This is a genomic window from Legionella sp. km772 (assembly GCF_003989735.1).
Classification (GTDB): Bacteria; Pseudomonadota; Gammaproteobacteria; order Legionellales; family Legionellaceae; genus Legionella.
Genome location: NZ_RZGQ01000003.1, coordinates 37,980 through 56,927, shown reverse-complemented (window position 1 = coordinate 56,927; position 18,948 = coordinate 37,980). Strand labels below are relative to the sequence as shown.

The window sequence follows — 18,948 nt, the reverse complement described above, 5'->3', positions numbered from 1 at the left end:
AAAACTCATTTAAATCACTTTGCTATTAAGTACAAATTGATTCTTAGAGCGAACCAGATTGCTTGGCAGGAGCTTAAAAATATGGCAGCTTAAAATTGACCGTGCGTAACATGAGTTATTAAGAAGCGTTGAAGCAGGGCTTAGTTTACCTGCACTGGATGCCGTATTTGCGCAAATCTAATAAATAAAACAAAACTAGCCCGTTAAAAGAAATGAATAAGGTTGCCGTTTCGCCCTACCTGACAATCCTGTTTTCCTGTGCCAATATTAAGAATATATTTTAATTATGGATAGCTTATTCATAGTTGTGTGATAAAACAAGGACCGCTCAAGATGAATAAATTCAAACAATTTTCAACCACCGTCACCATTAACGGACGGACAATAGGCCCAGGCCATCCTCCCTATATTATTGCCGAGCTTTCAGGCAACCATCAAGGTGATATCAATCAAGCCTTGGATTTAATTGATCAAGCAGCAAAAACTGGTGCGGAAGCTATTAAAATTCAAACCTATAGAGCCGATACGATAACTTTAAAGCATGATGGACCAGAGTTTCTGATCAAAAAAGGGTTATGGGCGAATAGGACTTTGTATGATTTATATGAAGAGGCCCATACCCCCTGGGAGTGGCACCAAGCTTTATTTGAACGGGCCCACGCCCATGGCATTACTTTATTTTCCTCCCCTTTTGATGATACGGCGGTGGATCTCTTAGAGGATCTTAATTGCCCTGCTTATAAAATTGCCTCTTATGAAATTACTGATATAGGACTAATTAAAAAAGTCACCTCTACAGGAAAACCGATTATTATCTCTACAGGGCTTGCTTCCTTAGATGAAATTGAAGAGGCAGTCGAAACTGTGTTTGATAATGGGGGCCGTGAGCTCGTTGTTCTCCATTGCATCAGTGGTTACCCTACCCCTATTGAAGACTGTAATTTAAATACTATTACCGATTTAAGACAACGCTTTTCTTTTCCAATTGGTTTAAGTGATCACACCATCGATCAAACTGCTTCTGTCACTGCAGTGGCTCTTGGCGCAAGCTTAATCGAAAAACATTTTACCTTAGATAAAAACTCTGTCGATGGCGCCTTCTCCTTATATCCTGATGAGTTCAAAGAGCTGGTATTTCAGGCAAAGCGAGCTTATCAAGCTCTGGGTAAAGTAGACTATAGCATTAAAGCCAGTGAAATAGATGGTCGAACCTTTCGTCGCTCACTTTATGTAGTACAAGATATTAAACAAGGTGAAACCTTAAGCTATGAAAATATACGCTCGGTCAGGCCGGCACTAGGCTTACATCCCAGGTATTTAACGAAGGTTATTGGCGCGAAGGCTAAACGGGATCTAAAATATGGCACGCCTTTAAGCCAAGACGACATTATTAGCGAGTAAGAAATGATTATTGCTATCACTCAAGCACGGATGTCCTCCTCAAGATGTCCTGGAAAAGTATTAAAACCTATTCTAGGCTATCCCATGGTTTGGCATCAATGGACAAGAATGCAACAGGCGCAGTCTTTAGATCTAGCTATTATGGCGACCAGTACAGATATCAGTGATGATCCTTTAGCAAACTATTTTATCCAGAACAAGCAAGAGGTTTTTCGAGGCAGTTTAAACAATGTTTTAAATCGCTATTATGAATGCGCCAAACATTATCAAGCCAGCCACGTGGTGCGACTAACAGCGGATTGCCCTCTGCTGGATCCTTCTATTATCGATAAAGTAGTTGAGGAGCATTTAAACAAGGATAATGATTACACCTCAACCTCCCTTTTTCCCGTAGGGATGAGTGCGGAAGTAATTCGTTTTAGTGCATTAGAAAAAGCCTATTACGAAGCAAAACTTCGCTCCCAAAGAGAGCACGTTACTTTATTCATTTATCAACATCCTGAATTGTTTAAACTGGGTAAACTAAGCAATACCGAAAATCTCTCTCATTTACGATGGACCGTGGATTATCCGGAAGATTTTGATTTCGTATTGCGCATATACCAAAAGCTTTATCCACAAAATAGCCAATTTACTATGGAGGATGTTTTAAGCTTATTAAGAGAACAGCCCGAGCTTATAACCATTAATGCCCATATGGAGCATAATGGCTTGGCTAAATCTTTAGCCAAAGATGGCACGATGACCTATTTAGATGATTAATCACCATTAATCTGCTTTTATACGCGTCTATAAATCCCTCATTGCAGGAACGCTGGCCTTTATCCTTGTACAGCATCTAATTTTTGCTTCAATAATAAAGCGGATTTTTGCGTTGGATTTTTTTCTAACACTTGCTTTAATAAAAGGGCAGTACCTTCATAGATTTTTTGTTGATAAAATAATTCGGCTAATGCCAGTGAAGACTGCCAATCCCCTGGGAAAATGGCCAAATATTTAATATAAAGGTTTATTGCATCAGCAACATTGCCTTTTATCCGGCAACTTTCGGCATAAAAAACTAAATAACGGGGGTCGAGCTGAGCCAAACATTCTAAAGCCTGATGTCCCAACCCTTCATTAGCCTGTTCTTGAAAATCTAAATGCACAATGCGTAATAAGGCTTCCTTTAAAGGCCCAGCACCAGCTTCGAGTACCTGTTGATAATAGCTTAAGGCCCTTTCTTTATCATTTTCTAATTCAGCAACATAACCTTGGATTAAAAAATGATAGGGAGCAACTTTATCTGCCTCAAAATGCTTATCTAAAGCGGGAAGCATATTCCTTAAAGTTTCGAGCTTTTTCTGCTTAAATAAAGTACTTGCACGATGATTGGCCAAAGACAAGCTATTTCTTTTTTTGATCTTTTGAAAAACTAAAGTTTGAGCATCAGCCAAGGTTTCTGCAAACTTGAGCTTAAATTCAGCAAATACCTTCTGGTGTTCAGCAGCTAGGTACTTGGCACTTTCTAATTGTTCCCAAATATAAACTCGCCCATAAGCTTGTTCGGCTCTACAAGATTCAATAATTAAATCCCAATTAGGCGCCGCTTTCTGCTCTTCTTCCCGTGCCCTAAGTATTTGATGAATACGCTCTATTATTTTGATTAAATTTTTGCTGCCATCTATAAAAGAATTATAATAAATATCCAGCCGTTCTTTTAACTCTTGGGCCAGCTCTATTCGCTCATCAATACTCGTTAAGGGTTTTATTTCCTCGTGCGGTTTTATAAATTGGATAAATTGCTTTAAACCAAAAGCTTTCACTATCTCAGAGTAATCATGATATTGATGATCAAGTAATTTTTCGATTTTATCTAATTTTTTCTTTATACGATAATCTTTAATGGTTCCATCTTCGCCATAAAGTTCGTTATTGTATTTTAAGGCGGTAGTAGCTAATTTGTGAATTTCCTTAAATTGATAGAGTGCTTTATTGAGTTCCTGCCTAAGGTCATGGAAATAATTTATATTGACGTTTTTTATAAATAAGGGCGTAACAATAGCATTAATATCAATATCTTTTTTATCTAGTGTTATTTGCGATAACGGCATGTATTTTATATTAGCAATTTTTGCAGCATGCAAAGAAATATTATATACCCGATTAGGTGCAATATCTTGTACTTGACGCTCTAAAAAGTCCCTGGCGAATCGATAATCTAAGGCGGTGGGTGACTTAGTATGGTCATAAGTTTCAACTTCAATCCCCGTTAAATTAAAACGTGCGCCGGCCGCGTATTCATTACTCCCTTGCGCATGCGTAAATCCATCTTTCGTAAAACACAGATCAACACCTGCTAAAAAAATTTGCGAAAATCCCATCTGTAAAGCCACACCGAGTGCGGCATTCGAAACGGTAGGCGGGTTAGAGATTAAATTGTCTTCATTGATGGCCGCATTCCAAAACAGACGATTATCTAAATAGAAAGAACGCCCTTGCCATTGGCTTAATAAAGGGTGATAAACATAGCAGCTATGAATGAGGATGGGTTTGGTACTGAAATTATAAATATCTTTACTCACTGAATAATTTAGGTAAAAAGGATCACCTGAGATAATAAAGTCGGGCTCAATCCCAAGGTCCAATAATCGTTTCGAAATCCTAGAAGCAGCCAAGAGGACTACCCAAGAACGATTTTTTAACAGCCAAGGCAAAGCCTCATCTAAGGAAGGCCCCCCACCTAAAACAAAGGCGGTTTTTCCGTTAAATGCTCCGGCTAAATGCATCGCTGGATGTTGGTTATCAACTAAATTTAATAGCTGCTGCACAATAAACTGTTCTGTACCGATGGTAACCCTATATTCATAATGTAATTGCCTTATCTTCTCATCTACATACCAACATAAATCCATATAAATATTTAGATTATCTTCTTTAGTACAATAGGCATAATTGATATGGACAGAATTTAAATAAAAATACTCTTCACCTTTAAACGCCTCTATAGCTTCGATCCAGGTATTTTCATCAGTAAACGCAAAATTGAGTTCGGTGGTGTTGAGGACTTTAGCTTTTAAAAGCTCTGATAAGATAGCACTCGGCTCAATAAAGATGTATCGACTCCCATCGGGGATCCCCTTATGTTTAATATATTTAGGAAATAGGCCTGAGTCCGTTCCTACAATCACATAAAGAGCGTTTTTTTTGAATAAATCATCAAAGTCTTGCTCATATAAATCCTGCGCGCTGACCTTATAAAAGGAGTTAAAATTGAGGTTTGAAAAATAACGCTCACCGAACTCATTAACTTGCTCAACGCCTATACTGGATAATTCACCAAGTGCCTTCCCATCCATAGTCACTTTTCCTAATTACTATTTTTCTTTTTAATTAAGTATATTCGAATAAACATAATAAGGTATAAAACCAAAAGAAAAATTCTCGCGCAGGTGAGGCTTATAAGTATCATTGAGTAGGGGGGCAAGTCGAGGTTTAGGTACTCAATTACTAAGTGAGTTAAAGCCCTTGCTTATAAAAAGAGAGGTAAACTAGGTGTTCTGGTAAAACATATCGATTAAGGCGAATTAAAGTACGTCTTCATTTCAGAAAGAAAATAACTAGGGGCATCCAGGCCCCTAGTTATCGCTAAGAAGATTACTCTTCTTCTGAGGAATGAGGAAGCTCAGCTACTTCTAAGGGCTCAGAAGCAGCCTGCTCTTCAGTTTTTTCTGGAGTAGCCGCTTGCGGTTTATCTTTCCACTCCAACTTGACGCGACCTTGTTTATCAATGCCAGCAACAAATACTTCAATATCCTGGCCCTCTTGTAAAATCTCTTCTACCTTTTGGCTGCGATCAGAACAAATTTGTGAAATATGTAATAAACCATCTTTACCAGGCAAGAGATTAATAAAGGCACCGAAATCAACGATTTTACTTACTTTTCCTTGATAAGTTTGTCCCACTTCAATTTCAGCGATGAGCAATTTAATTTGCTTTTGTGCCTCTTCTAAAGCTTCGGCATCAGGAGAAAATAGTTGAACAACACCGCTATCATCGATATCAATTGAAACCCCAGTTGTTTCAATTAAGCCTTTGATTGTTGCACCACCTTTACCAATAATAGTACGAATCTTATCTTCCGCTACTTTCATGGTGGTAATCCGCGGAGCATGTTGAGATAACTCTGTTCTGTGCTCGGCTAGCGCATTATTCATTACTCCTAGAATATGGATACGTCCGGCTAATGCTTGCTCTAAAGCTTGCTCCATAATTTCATTGGTAATGCCGGTAATTTTCATATCCATCTGCAGAGCCGTAATACCATTTAAAGTACCTGCTACTTTAAAATCCATATCACCCAGATGATCTTCATCACCTAAAATATCCGTTAATACCGCAAATCGCTCGCCTTCTTTGATCAAACCCATGGCAACCCCGGCTACAGGTGCTTTTAAAGGTACGCCAGCATCCATCAATGCTAAACTGCTACCACAAACAGTAGCCATAGAGCTTGAACCATTAGATTCAGTAATTTCAGATACAACCCGTAAGACATAAGGAAATTCGCTGGCACTAGGCAATACAGCCATAAGCGCCCGCTTAGCTAGCCGGCCATGGCCAATTTCGCGGCGTTTAGGGCTACCTACTTGCCCTGTTTCACCTACCGAGTAAGGAGGGAAATTATAATGCAGCATAAATCGATCTTTAGTATCAACGCTAATCCCATCTAAAGTTTGGGCATCACGCTCATTACCTAAAGTAGCAACCACAATGGCTTGGGTTTCACCGCGTGTAAATAAGGCAGAACCGTGGGTTCTTTCTAAAAATTTAGTACGGATAGAGATGGGGCGAACCGTTTTTTGATCGCGGCCATCAATGCGAGGCTCACCGTCTAAAATTCGATTACGGACAATGGAGCTTTCCAACGCTGTGAATAAATTCGCAATCACATCGGATTTTAATTCATCATTTTCAGCAGTTAAAGCAGCAATGGTTTGTTCTTTTAACTCACCAAGACGCTGATAACGCTGTTGCTTGTCCTTAATTAAATAAGCCGCTTCTACTTCTTGTTTTGCCATATCATGAATACGTGAACGTAATACTTCATCCGTTTCACCTGCTTGCCAGTTCCAACGCTCAGTACCGCTTTCGGCGGCTAATTCGCCTATAGCTTTAATCACATTTTTCATCATTTCATGGCCATACATAATAGCGCCACGCATGATTTCTTCGCTTAATTCTTTAGCTTCAGATTCCACCATTAAAATAGCGTCTTTAGTACCGGCTACCACTAGGTCTAATTGGGAATCTTCTAACTCTTTTTTGCTGGGATTTAATAAATAAATACCGTCTTTATAACCTACGCGCGCAGCGCCAATCGGCCCGCTAAAAGGCACGCCAGAAATGGCAAGCGCAGCAGATGCGCCAATCATGGCGATGATGTCTGAGGACACATCGGGATTTAAAGAGAGAACCGTGGCAATAATCTGGACTTCATTATGAAAGCCTTCAGGAAATAAAGGACGGATGGGTCTATCAATGAGACGAGAAACTAAGGTTTCATGATCACTGGGTCTGCCTTCACGCTTATTAAAACCACCAGGGATTTTACCTATCGCATAAAATTTTTCTTGATAATTAACCGTTAAAGGAAAAAAGTCATTACCTTCCGCACCATCTTTTTTTGCAACCACAGTAACTAATACTTGAGTGCCATTCATGCTTGCTAATACGGCGCCATCGGCTTGTCGAGCGACTTCTCCGGTTTCTAGAACTAGGGTATGTTCACCGAAAGCTACTTGTTTTGTAATTTTCACGTAATGTTCCTCATTAGTAAATTTTATAACGAAAAAAGGCGCATAATACTGCGCCTTTTATTTTAAACGACTGTAGAGCGTTGATGTAGCTCAAGAGCATAAAGAAACTCTATCAATAAGAATCTCTTAATCCAAGACTTTGAATTAAGGTTTGATAACGAGCACTGTCATTACGCTTTAAATATTTCAATAGTTTACGGCGCTTATTAACTAGGCTTTGTAAACCACGTCGAGAATGGAAATCTTTCTGATTAGCTTTAAAGTGGTCAGTTAAATACTTGATACGACCAGTAATCAAAGAAACTTGTACCTCTGGTGAACCAGTATCTTTATCGGCACGTTTGTACTCACTAATAATTGCTGCTTTATCTGCGCTATTTAGCGACATTATACACTCCTGGAACTACTAAATGTTCATTTAAAGGCGGACATTCTACCAAGGCATTCTCCATGAAACAAGAGCTGGAAAATAATTTCTGTAAAAAAATTGATATTTTTCCCAAAATTCGTTATTAAGCGCTTGATCTTGGTGGTCTGTCCCGTCTATTTTGCTGGTTAATCAGTATACTTTCTTACAAAAATTAGATAAAGCCCCATTGTTATTTTTAGATTAAACACTCCGAAAGCTACAATTGGCGTTAAAACGATAGTAAACGTTTAACTTTAATATCACCATTCTCTAGCCTATCGCCCAAACCGATGAATTGTTTGGTTTTATCATATAAACGCAGCTGTTCAACATTATTCTGAGGGGGTAAATGCGCACTAAGTATTCGACCTTGACGCAAAACCAACACCTCTTCATCTGCGAGAACGAGACTAGGAAAATAATCAATCGCCGTATCCATCGGGATTAAACACTCTAGCCGTTGTCCCTCTGACAGCTCAGCTAACTCTTCTAAAGAATACATCGGCTTGTTTTCGAAGCCTGAGGTATAAACCCGGTGCAAACGACTTACATGGGCGCCTACATTTAAGCTCTCTCCAATATCCTCTACGAGATTACGAATGTAAGTCCCTTTACTGCAAAGTACCATTAAATCAAAATGTACTCCATCGAATTGCTCTAAGCTTAATTCACTTATTGATATTTTACGGGCGGGCCGTTGAATTTCTTGGCCATTACGGGCATAGTGATAAAGTGGCCGCCCCTTATGTTTTAAAGCAGAAAACATTGATGGCACCTGCTCTATGTCTCCTTTATACTTATCCAAAACAAGATTAAGTTCTGCCGAACTAATAGTAAACTCATCTACTTGATGAGTAATTTCACCGGTCGAATCAGAGGTATTAGTTTTCACCCCTAAAATTCCGGTGGTTTGGTAACATTTGTCTGCATCTAAAAAATATTGGCAAATTTTAGTCGCTTCACCGAAACAAATAGGGAGCATACCCGTCGCCAAAGGGTCAAGGCTGCCAGTATGACCCGCTTTTTTGGCTTGATATAAGCCTTTAGCTTTTTGCAGGGCCTTATTCGATGTGATTCCTTGCGGTTTATTTAATAACAAAATCCCGTTTATTGGTTTTTTAGGTTCCGCTATTGGCATTATCGTCAGGGTTTATGTCATTTGCTTTATCAATTAATCGACTTAAGCGCTCACCGTATTCGATTGATTCATCATAAACAAAATGTAGTTGGGGAACTGTGCGTAAGGTAATACTACGCGCTAAAGCACTACGAAGATAACCTGCAGCTGCATTCAAAATAGTTGCAGCCAGCGTTTTATCATCATTAAAAACCGTAAAATAGACTTTTGCATGGCCTAAATCAGCAGCAACTTTTACTGCTGAAATAGTAATAATGCCCTTTAGGCGTGGATCTTTTACTTCTTGCGGAATAATTTGTGCTAATTTGCGCTGGATCATTTCCGCAACTCGATCCGTTCTTTTAAAATTACTCATTTATAAATCACGCTTAATTTCTATAGTTTCATATACTTCAATCAAGTCGCCAGGTTTCACATCATTGTAGTTTTTCACCCCAATACCACATTCAAAACCTTGACGTACTTCAACAACATCATCTTTAAAACGACGTAATGATTCTAAAGTACCTTCATAAATCACCACATTAGCGCGTAAAACACGGATGGGGTTATTACGTTTAATTATACCCTCAACAACCATACAGCCAGCAATAGCGCCAATTTTAGGTGACTTAAATACATCACGTACTTCAGCCGTACCGATGATTTCCTCTTTAAACTGAGGAGCCAACATCCCGGTTAGAGCACCTTTTATTTGGTCAACTATGTCGTAAATTACGCTAAAATAATGCAAGGCTACTGATTCTTGCTCAGCTAATTTCTTAGCACCACCATCGGCGCGCACATTAAATCCGATTAGAACTGCATTAGAAGCAATTGCTAAATGGACATCTGACTCGGTTATTCCACCTACGCCATTAGCAATGACTTGTACCGTTACTTCGTCATTCGATAATTTAATCAGCGCATCAGAGATAGCTTCTAAAGAACCCTGCACATCCGCTTTCAAGACAATGTTTAAGATCTTTGATTCTGCAGCGGTCATATTCTCCATGATGCCTTCGATGGATGATTTCTGACGACGAGCTAGCTTAACATCGCGGAATTTACCTTGTCGAAATAAAGCTACTTCCCGCGCTTTCTTTTCATCCGGCACTACAATGGCCTCGTCGCCCGCATGAGGAATAGCAGATAAACCTAAAATTTCCACTGGGATAGAGGGGCCAGCACTCTCAACTAGATCCCCATTATCGCCTACCAAAGCTCTGACCCTACCATATTGTAAGCCAGCTAAGAGGATGTCACCTTTTCTTAAAGTACCACTTTGTACCAATACTGTGGCAACAGGACCGCGTCCTTTGTCTAAGCGCGACTCAATGACCACCCCTTTAGCTGAACCGTCAGTCGGAGCTGTCAATTCTAAAACTTCAGATTGTAATAAAATAGCATCGAGAAGCTCATCAATCCCCAAACCTGATTTAGCGGAAATATGGGCAAACATAGTATCTCCACCCCAAGCTTCCGGGATGACTTCAAAATTAGATAACTCATTCATTACCCGCTCAGGATCAGCATCGTGTTTATCCATTTTATTGATGGCTACAATAATAGGGACTTTTGCCGCTTTAGCATGTTGAATTGCTTCTATGGTTTGCGGTTTCACACCATCATCAGCAGCTACGATAAGCACAACGATGTCAGTAGCTTGCGCCCCACGAGCTCTCATCGCAGTAAAGGCAGCGTGGCCTGGCGTATCTAGGAAGGTAATGTCACCTTTCGGGGTACTCACGTGATAAGCACCAATATGCTGGGTAATACCACCTGCTTCGCCTGCAGCTACCTTAGTACGGCGAATGTAGTCGAGTAAAGAGGTTTTCCCGTGATCCACGTGCCCCATAATGGTTACCACCGGAGCTCTTGACTCCGTATTCGTACCATGAGAAATAGATTCACCTAAACCTGCTTCTATCGCATCTTCTTTTAACATAGCCGCTTTATGGCCCATCTCTTCCACAACAATAACCGCAGTTTCTTGATCAATGACTTGGTTAATAGTGGCCATAGCGCCTAAGGACATCATCACTTTAATTACTTCTGCCGCTTTAACCGACATCCGTTTTGCTAGGTCAGCAACCGTAATGGTTTCAGGTATAAGGACTTCACGAACCACAGGGGCAGTAGGTAGAGCAAAGCCATGAGTAAGACTTTCCTCAGCCTCGCGATATCTATCCGATTTTTCTTGACCTTTACGTTTTTTAAATTTATTTCGTCCACCCCGATGATGACTTTCTTGATCCTCTTCCTCGCGTTCGAAATTTTGGTATTTAGGCTTTTTCTTAACCTTCTTAAAATCAGAAGATTCCGAATCATTATTAGTCATTTCAGGATGTTTCTTTTTAGCTGGTTTTTCGTGTTTTTCTTCTTTATGCGTTTTATGGCCTGCTTCAGGGGTAGCTTCTACTGGAGTATCAGTCGGAATTGTTGCAGTAGATTCAATACTCTCTAAGGTAGGATTTTCAGAGGATTCTACTGAGGAGGTATCAGCCAAGGTCTCAGGTTGAGCCGCTTCAATTTCCGTTGCTGTCTGAACGGTCTCATCACTGTGCAACTGCTCATTAGCGCTCGGCTCCTCATGAGTAAGAACAGGCTCTAGCTGTTCATTTACCACATCGACCACCGTTTCTTCTACAGGCAATTCTTCTACTTCAGGTTGCTCAGGAATAGAACTTCGTTTGACAAAAGTCTTTTTCTTCCGCACTTCAATGTTTACCGTTTTACCACTATGACTATCATGTCCTACTGTTACTTGAGACATACTTTTTTTACGTAAAGTAATTCGTTCAGGCGTCACACGCACATCTTTTGCAGAGCTGCCTTTCAAATAATTAAGCAAAATACGCTTTTGATCTTCATTTACAGTCTGGTGATCATCAGTGAAAGATAATCCTGCTTCCTGCAACTGGTTTAATAAGCGCTCAACCGGGATACCAACGACTTGAGCTAATTGTTTCACCGTCACATCCGCCATATTTTTATCCCCTCTAAGCTACTGGATAAGCTTCATTGATTCTATTACTACTCTCACCAGATTGTATGCTTGTTAATTAATCTTTATAAAAACCAAGGTTCGCGAGCTTTCATAATTAAAGCGCCAGCCTTCTCTTCGCTAAGACCATCAATTTCTAGTAAGTCGTCTACTGATAATTCTGCTAAATCTTCCATGGTGCTAATGCCCTTGTTTGCCAATTTATTGGCTAAATCTTCGGTCATGCCATCCATCATCAATAATGAATCATCGGGAGAACCAGACAATCCTTTTCCTGAGGATAAAGCCATAGTCAATAAGGTGTCATTCGCTCTATTGCGTAGTTCTTCAATGATTTCTTCATCAAATTCTTCAATCGCTAACAATTCATCTTTTGGAACATAGGCGATTTCTTCTAAAGAAGAAAAACCATGAGCTACTAATAAATTAGCGATCTCTTCATCTATTTCAAGCGCAGTTGTAAATAATTTGATGATTTTGCTCGACTCTTCCTGATTTTTATTTTCAAATTCATCAGTAGTCATTACATTTAATGTCCAACCAGTAAGTTGGCTAGCTAGTCGAACATTTTGCCCGTTCCGGCCAATTGCTTGCGATAATTGTTCTTTTTCGACCGCCAAGTCCATCGTATGGGTATCTTCATCGACAACGATAGAAGAAATATCGGCTGGTGCCATCGCGTTAATAACTAATTGAGCAGGATTATCATCCCATAGGACGATATCAACACGCTCGCCACCCAACTCACTAGAAACAGCTTGAACCCGGGCGCCTCGCATTCCAACACAAGCACCAATTGGATCAATACGGCCATCATTGGTTTTAACCGCAATCTTAGCGCGGTTTCCTGGATCACGAGCAGCAGCTTTGATATCAATTATATTTTCGCCAATCTCAGGCACTTCGATTCTAAACAATTCGATTAGCATTTCATTACGGGTACGGCTTACAAATAATTGCGGTCCACGTGACTGAGGGGTAATGTCATATAAATAAGCCCTCACTCGATCATTAGGACGAAACATTTCATGAGGCAACATTTCGGACCGTGGTAAAAATGCTTCAGCTTTGCCACCTAAATCGATAATGATGTTATCACGAGTTACCTTTTTCACCGTACCATAAATAAGTTGGCCTAATTTACTGCGGAATTGATCAATAACTAAATCACGCTCAGCTTCCCTTACTTTTTGCATAATTACTTGGCGAGCGGTTTGTGCTTCAATACGGCCAAACTCAATAGAAGGAATGGACTCTTCAATTCGCTCGTGTAGGGAAATTTTAGGATTGCGTTCTTGGGCTTGTTCAAGAGTTAATTGACGATCAGGAAATTCTAGCTCATCCTCATCAACGACATCCCAATATCTAAATGTTTCATATTCGCCTGTGCGTGGATCTAATTTAATCCGTATGCCTACATCCAAACTAAACATTTTACGAGTAGCAGACTCCAATGCGGCCTGAATGGCTAGTAAAATTACGTCCTTACTAACACCTCTTTCGTTTGATAATGCCTCAGCAACTAATAACAATTCTTTGCTCATTGTTCGCCTCTCTAGACTGTCAAACTTGCTTTCACAATATTTGAATAAAGCAGTTCTTGATGTTCATTGTTTATATCCAGCACTACTGAACTCTCGGTTGCAGAGACAATAATACCTAACAACTTGCGTTTACCATTCACAGGCTTAAACGTTTTAATTTGTGCTTCCTGCCCAATATAACGCTGATACTGCTCACTATTAAATAAAGGTCTAGGTATACCAGGAGAAGATACTTCTAAGCTGTAATTACCAGGGATTGGATCTTCTACATCAAGCAAGGCACTAACTTCTCTGCTCACTGCTTGGCAATCTTCTATTCCGATACCATCTTCCTTATCTATATAGATTCTTAATAAAGAATGTTTCCCTTGAGAAAGAAATTCACAACCCCAAAGCTCATATCCCATATTGTTAATAGTAGGTGACAGCAACTGTACTAATTCATCTCGTATCATATATATTAACAAATAAAAAAAAGGGCGAACCCGGCCACACCGTTGAATGATGTAGATTCGAGTAATGCGCTATTAAACATAATAAAAAACCCCATAAATGGGGTTCTAAATAGGTGGTAGCGGGGGCAGGATTTGAACCTACGACCTTCGGGTTATGAGCCCGACGAGCTACCAGGCTGCTCCACCCCGCGTCAACTGAAAGCAATTATACTGAGAGTTCTTAACTATAGCAAGCCCTTTCTTAAAGTTTATGAATAAATTATGCAAATGCATTCATACATAAAGAAATTAAGGCACTTGGGAATATACCAAGAAACAATAAAGCCAAACAATTTACAGAGTACACCAGGCTATTGGCTTTACTAATTACAATAGGCTCACTACTCATAGGTTGATCAAAATACATCACTTTGACAATTCGTAGGTAATAATAAGCGCCGATCACGGTAAAGACGAGGCCTAAAATAGCTACCCAAGTTAGCTGTACATCTACCAAAGCTTTTAAAACCAGTAATTTAGTAAAAAAGCCCACGGTTGGAGGAACCCCAGCCATTGAGAACATCACGATAAGCATCATAAATGCTAACCATGGACTTCTTTTATTAAGCCCCTTTAGATCATCAATAGATTCAATTTCCATACCTTGTGACGACATTAAAACAATTAAGCCGAACGCGGCCGCTGACATCAGCGCATAAACCACAATATAATAGAGTGCAGCAGAATAACCGGCTGCTGATGCACTTAAAATACCAAATAATGAATAACCAATATGGGCTATGGCTGAATAAGCAAATAAGCGTTTGATATTGGTTTGTACAACGGCAAAAAGATTTCCTAAACCAGTTGATAATATAGACATCACCAAAAGTATTTGTTGCCATTGCGCGCTAAGGTCGATAAAACCGATGGTGAGTAGCCTGAAGGCCATGCCCAGTGCTGCAATTTTAGGGGCCGTACTTATAAATAAACTTACTGAGCTTGGCGCTCCTTGATAAACATCGGGCGCCCACATATGGAAAGGAACGGCGGCCAATTTAAATCCTACACCAGCGAAAATAAATACTAGAGCAAAAGCCAGTAAGTTGCTTTGCTGCTGCCAATTAGCATTGATTGCGTTAGCAACTTCTAATAAATCGAGTTTCCCTGTTGCCCCATAGATTAAAGAAATCCCATACAGCAACATACCAGAAGCAATAGCCCCCATCACGAAGTATTTGATGGCTGCTTCTGATGCATCACTATTCGTCCGTCTTATGGCTGTCATTGCATAAAGTGGTAATGACATTAATTCTAAACCAAGGTAGATAGTTAGTAGTGAATGGGAGGCAACCAAAACCATCATTCCCAAGGTTGCGAACAAGCCTAAAACATAATAATCGCCACTGGGCATTTTACGTTCATCGATGTAATGTTGCGCATACACAAAACTTAAGAAGACTGTTAGATAAATGAAGATTTTCATTAAATGCCCAGCATCATCACTAATGAACAGACCATTTAAAATAAGAACTTTAAAATCACCTAAATATAAGCTACTGACACCCAAAGCCAATAATAGCCCTATACAGGCTACTGTATAAGCAATTGACTTAAAGCGCTGGCGTAAAAATAGATCCGCAAGCAATGCAAGGCATGCGGTGGCAAGCACAATCATTTCTGGAAGTGCTACATGTATATTATCTAATAATGCGATCATTTTTGATTACCTTGCAATGTTACAATTTGGACTTATCAGCAAGCGCTAAAGTATGGCTTACTGTTTGATGTACATACTCAAGCATAGGCTTAGGATAAACACCCATCGCTATCACCATCAACGCCAGTAAAACATAAGCGCTCAATTCAAAACCAGAAATATCTTTTAACGCAGCTACTTTGGGGTTGGCTATAGCACCAAATATAACCCGCTTATACATCCAAAGGGTATAAGCAGCGCCGATAATCAACGTAGTTGCAGCCCAAAAAGCAATCCAGAATCCAGCCTTGATACTTCCTAAAATAACCATAAACTCGCCTACAAACCCAGAAGTTCCAGGTAAACCAGCATTGGCCATCGCAAACAACATAAAAAATGAAGCAAAAATAGGCATAGTATTGACGATGCCGCCAAAATCTGAGAGTAAGCGAGTATGCATCCGCTCGTAAATATAGCCGACTCCTGCGAACATAGCGCTCGAGACAAAGGCATGAGAAATCATTACCACAATGGCGCCCTCAAGAATGAGACCAGCATTATTTAAACCTGTCTTATTAGCAATGCTAAATATGGCGAAACATCCAAGGGTTACAAAACCCATATGTGAAATAGACGAGTAAGCAATAAGACGTTTCATATCCTTTTGCACAATGGCGACAAGACCAATGTAGACTACCGCAATTAACGATAACGCGACCATTAAGCCTGCATATTTAGCACTTGCATCAGGAACGATAGGCAGGGTAAAGCGAATAAAACCGTAACCACCTAGCTTTAGCAAAATAGCTGCCAGAACCACAGAACCACCGGCTGGCGCCTCGGTATGGGCATCGGGTAACCAGGTATGCACTGGAAACATGGGTATCTTTATCGCAAAACCTAAGAAAAAAGCGATAAAAATTAAGGTTTGTGCAGTCATTCCTAATTTAATCGCGTAAAAGGTTTCAATTTTGAATGAACCTGCGATATAGCCCATGTATAAAAAGCTAGCCAACATCAGCACCGAGCCTAAAAAGGTGTATAAGAAGAACTTAATGGCTGCATAAACGCGATTATCGGAACCCCAGATCCCAATAATTAAGTACATTGGTATTAGAGTCGCTTCCCAGAAGATATAGAATAAAATAGCATCCATAGCCGAGAATACGCCAACTAATAAGCCCTGCATAATTAAAAATGCACTAAGATATTGGGCAACTTTTTTATTGATGCTCGTCCAAGTAGCAAGAATTACTATCAGGTTAGTAAATATACTCAAGGCAATGAGCAGTAATGACAAACCATCGATACCAATAGTGTAGTTAATCCCTAGCGAGGGCATCCACGCTATTTCTTCAATATATTGCATATTAAAGCTATTTACATCGAAGCCTGCCACTAAAGGAATGCAGAGTACAAGACTCAGGACGACTGTAAATAATGAGAGGTAACGCGATACATTGGGATTGTTTTCATCCCCAGTTAAAAGGACAAAAACGCCACCAAGAATGGGTAACCAAATTAATAAACTAAGCAAATGATGCATACTTTCACCTTATCTTTAGCGCAGTATCAACCAACACAAGAAACCGAATAATCCCAATACCATGACTGTTGCATAATGATATAGATAGCCACTTTGCACTGTACGACCTTTACTGGAAAACCATCGCACTAACTTACCGCTGCCATTAACTATCAAACCATCAATCAACTTCTGATCACCGACTTTATAAAACAAGCATCCCATCATTTTAGAACCCTTGACAAAAACAAGGTCATTAAAACGATCGAAGCCATATTTGTTTAATAAAACGGAATAAATGAAAGAAAGGTGTTTTGCTAACATCGTCGGGATTGCGGGAACAGCAATATAGCAAACCCAAGCAATGAGCGCACCGGCTACCGTTAGCCAAAAGGTCAAGCTAGTTACCGAGTGAAGTGCCGAGCTAAGCGGCGAGCTAACTTCATGAGCTAGTTCGGCTAATACATTGTGTTCAGGTAAAATAAACAGGGAAGAACTTAGTAAGCTAGGTTGATTAAATAACATAGGCATATAAAGTATGTAGCCGATAATCACGGAAGGAATAGCCAAGATGACTAAGGGCAACCAAACCACCCAGGGTGATTCGTGCAGATGGCTTAAAGTATGTTCATCCATCCGTGGCTTACCATGGAAGGTCATAAATAAGGATCTAAACGTATATAAGGCGGTTACCATAGCCCCCAAAGCCACACAAAAATAGGCATAACTAGCACCTGGAATTTGGCTGAGCTGGGCCGCTTCGATAATCGTGTCTTTAGAATAAAAACCAGCAAAAGGAGGGAAAGCACAAAGCGCTAAACTTCCAATGACATAGGTCACATAGGTAATGGGCATTTTGTTCCACAAGCCACCCATTTTACGCATATCTTGTTCATGGTGCATGCCAATGATTACCGAGCCTGCGCCTAAGAACAACAAGGCTTTGAAACAAGCATGTGTCAATAAATGAAAGATCCCCGCACTATAAGCTGAGGCCCCCATGGCTACCATCATATAACCTAATTGCGATAGGGTAGAGTATGCAACAACTCGCTTGATATCATTCATTACTAAAGCTAGGATTCCAGTAAATAAGGCCCCTGTTGCCCCAATAACCAATACAAAGCTTAGCGCTGTGGTTGATAACTCCATTAAAGGGGAGATGCGTGCGACCATAAAGACGCCAGCAGTCACCATGGTAGCCGCATGGATTAAAGCAGAAATAGGGGTCGGACCCTCCATGGACTCAGGCAGCCATACATGAAGAGGTACTTGGGCTGACTTACCCATTGCACCGACAAATAATAGAATACAGATAACGGTAATAAGCGACCAAGAATGACCACTAAAAATCTCTATGTTTTGGCTCGCGAGATAATTGGCACTTTTAAATACCGTGCTGTAATCTAGACTACCGGTATAAGCGAAAACTAAACCCATTCCCAAAATAAAACCAAAATCACCTACCCGGTTGACTAAAAATGCTTTTAAATTTCCTTCAATAGCAGATTCCTTCTGATACCAGAAACCGATGAGTAAATAAGAAACTAGGCCCACACCTTCCCAGCCAAAAAATAATTGTAAAAAATTATTAGAGGTTACTAACATCAGCATCATAAAGGTAAACAGCGAAATGTAACTGAAAAAACGTTGATAGCCATCATCCTCTGCCATGTAGCCGATGCTATAAATATGGACAAGCAAAGAAACGAAAGTAACCACAACTAGCATCACTACAGTTAAAGGATCTATTAGAAAACCCAGGCTGAAATCATAAGGTAATAAGGCCCCACCGGTTGCCCAATGGTAAATCAAATTATTAGTTGTTGGGATAGAGCCTGAAAGGATACCGCAGCCAACATACAGCGATAAAATTAAGGATATAAAAACCAAAGCGATAGTAACGGTATGTGCACCTACCCGCCCTATCTGATTACGGAAGAATCCCGATATGATTGAGCCAATTAGCGGAGCTAAAACAATTATTAAACATAGTTGGTGTATACTCACGAT

General features: G+C 40.0%; 12 protein-coding genes, 1 tRNA gene and 2 pseudogenes. 2 read left to right on the top strand and 13 right to left on the bottom strand.

The genetic code is table 11. The features are described 5' to 3' along the window. Window positions 1–333: 333 nt before the first annotated feature. Both pseI and ELY15_RS01065 read left to right on the top strand, forming a co-directional pair. Window positions 334–1,401 (top strand): pseudaminic acid synthase, encoded by a 1,068-nt coding sequence (pseI, locus tag ELY15_RS01070; RefSeq protein WP_127097807.1) that lies wholly within the window; start codon window positions 334–336, stop codon window positions 1,399–1,401. Window positions 1,402–1,404: 3 nt separating this feature from the next. Further along, window positions 1,405–2,163: a cytidylyltransferase domain-containing protein gene (locus ELY15_RS01065; RefSeq protein WP_127097806.1), complete on the top strand. Its 759-nt coding sequence runs from the start codon at window positions 1,405–1,407 to the stop codon at window positions 2,161–2,163. Window positions 2,164–2,222: 59 nt separating this feature from the next. On the opposite strand, the gene ELY15_RS01060 is transcribed toward ELY15_RS01065, so the two are convergent. The 13 genes and pseudogenes from ELY15_RS01060 to nuoL form a co-directional block, all read right to left on the bottom strand. Further along, window positions 2,223–4,739, bottom strand: coding sequence for a 6-hydroxymethylpterin diphosphokinase MptE-like protein (locus ELY15_RS01060; RefSeq protein ID WP_127097805.1), 2,517 nt, complete (start codon window positions 4,737–4,739; stop codon window positions 2,223–2,225). Between the two features lie 298 nt (window positions 4,740–5,037). Beyond that, the gene (pnp, locus tag ELY15_RS01055) at window positions 5,038–7,200 is read right to left on the bottom strand and encodes a polyribonucleotide nucleotidyltransferase (protein WP_127097804.1); all 2,163 of its coding nucleotides are present in this window, start codon (window positions 7,198–7,200) and stop codon (window positions 5,038–5,040) included. A 112-nt stretch (window positions 7,201–7,312) separates the two neighbouring features. After that, window positions 7,313–7,588, bottom strand: coding sequence for a 30S ribosomal protein S15 (rpsO, locus tag ELY15_RS01050; RefSeq protein WP_127097803.1), 276 nt, complete (start codon window positions 7,586–7,588; stop codon window positions 7,313–7,315). Window positions 7,589–7,838: 250 nt separating this feature from the next. Beyond that, window positions 7,839–8,747, bottom strand: a complete 909-nt coding sequence (gene truB, locus ELY15_RS01045) for a tRNA pseudouridine(55) synthase TruB (RefSeq protein WP_127097802.1) — start codon at window positions 8,745–8,747, stop codon at window positions 7,839–7,841. Beyond that, window positions 8,728–9,102, bottom strand: coding sequence for a 30S ribosome-binding factor RbfA (gene rbfA / locus ELY15_RS01040; RefSeq protein WP_127097801.1), 375 nt, complete (start codon window positions 9,100–9,102; stop codon window positions 8,728–8,730). The genes truB and rbfA overlap by 20 nt, the downstream gene beginning before the upstream one ends. Next, window positions 9,103–11,115 (bottom strand): annotated as a pseudogene (infB, locus tag ELY15_RS01035) (translation initiation factor IF-2); the annotation flags it as partial. It abuts the gene before it with no gap. 257 nt (window positions 11,116–11,372) lie between these two features. Beyond that, window positions 11,373–11,715: pseudogene (locus ELY15_RS16710) on the bottom strand (translation initiation factor IF-2 associated domain-containing protein); the annotation flags it as partial. An 83-nt stretch (window positions 11,716–11,798) separates the two neighbouring features. Continuing rightward, window positions 11,799–13,277 carry a transcription termination factor NusA gene (nusA, locus tag ELY15_RS01030; RefSeq protein ID WP_127097799.1) on the bottom strand — a complete coding sequence of 493 codons (1,479 nt, stop codon included), beginning with the start codon at window positions 13,275–13,277 and terminating at the stop codon, window positions 11,799–11,801. An 11-nt stretch (window positions 13,278–13,288) separates the two neighbouring features. Further along, entirely contained in the window at window positions 13,289–13,732 is a 444-nt protein-coding gene (gene rimP, locus ELY15_RS01025; protein ID WP_127097798.1) for a ribosome maturation factor RimP, read from the bottom strand. A 114-nt stretch (window positions 13,733–13,846) separates the two neighbouring features. Next, window positions 13,847–13,923 (bottom strand) — tRNA-Met (locus ELY15_RS01020). A 68-nt stretch (window positions 13,924–13,991) separates the two neighbouring features. Further along, a complete protein-coding gene (gene nuoN, locus ELY15_RS01015; protein WP_127097797.1) occupies window positions 13,992–15,431 on the bottom strand; it encodes an NADH-quinone oxidoreductase subunit NuoN in 1,440 nt (479 codons plus the stop codon). Window positions 15,432–15,450: 19 nt separating this feature from the next. Continuing rightward, on the bottom strand, window positions 15,451–16,956 hold the full coding sequence (locus tag ELY15_RS01010; protein WP_127097796.1) for a NuoM family protein: 1,506 nt from the start codon (window positions 16,954–16,956) through the stop codon (window positions 15,451–15,453). 15 nt (window positions 16,957–16,971) lie between these two features. Then, window positions 16,972–18,945 carry an NADH-quinone oxidoreductase subunit L gene (nuoL, locus tag ELY15_RS01005; protein ID WP_127097795.1) on the bottom strand — a complete coding sequence of 658 codons (1,974 nt, stop codon included), beginning with the start codon at window positions 18,943–18,945 and terminating at the stop codon, window positions 16,972–16,974. Window positions 18,946–18,948: the final 3 nt, after the last annotated feature.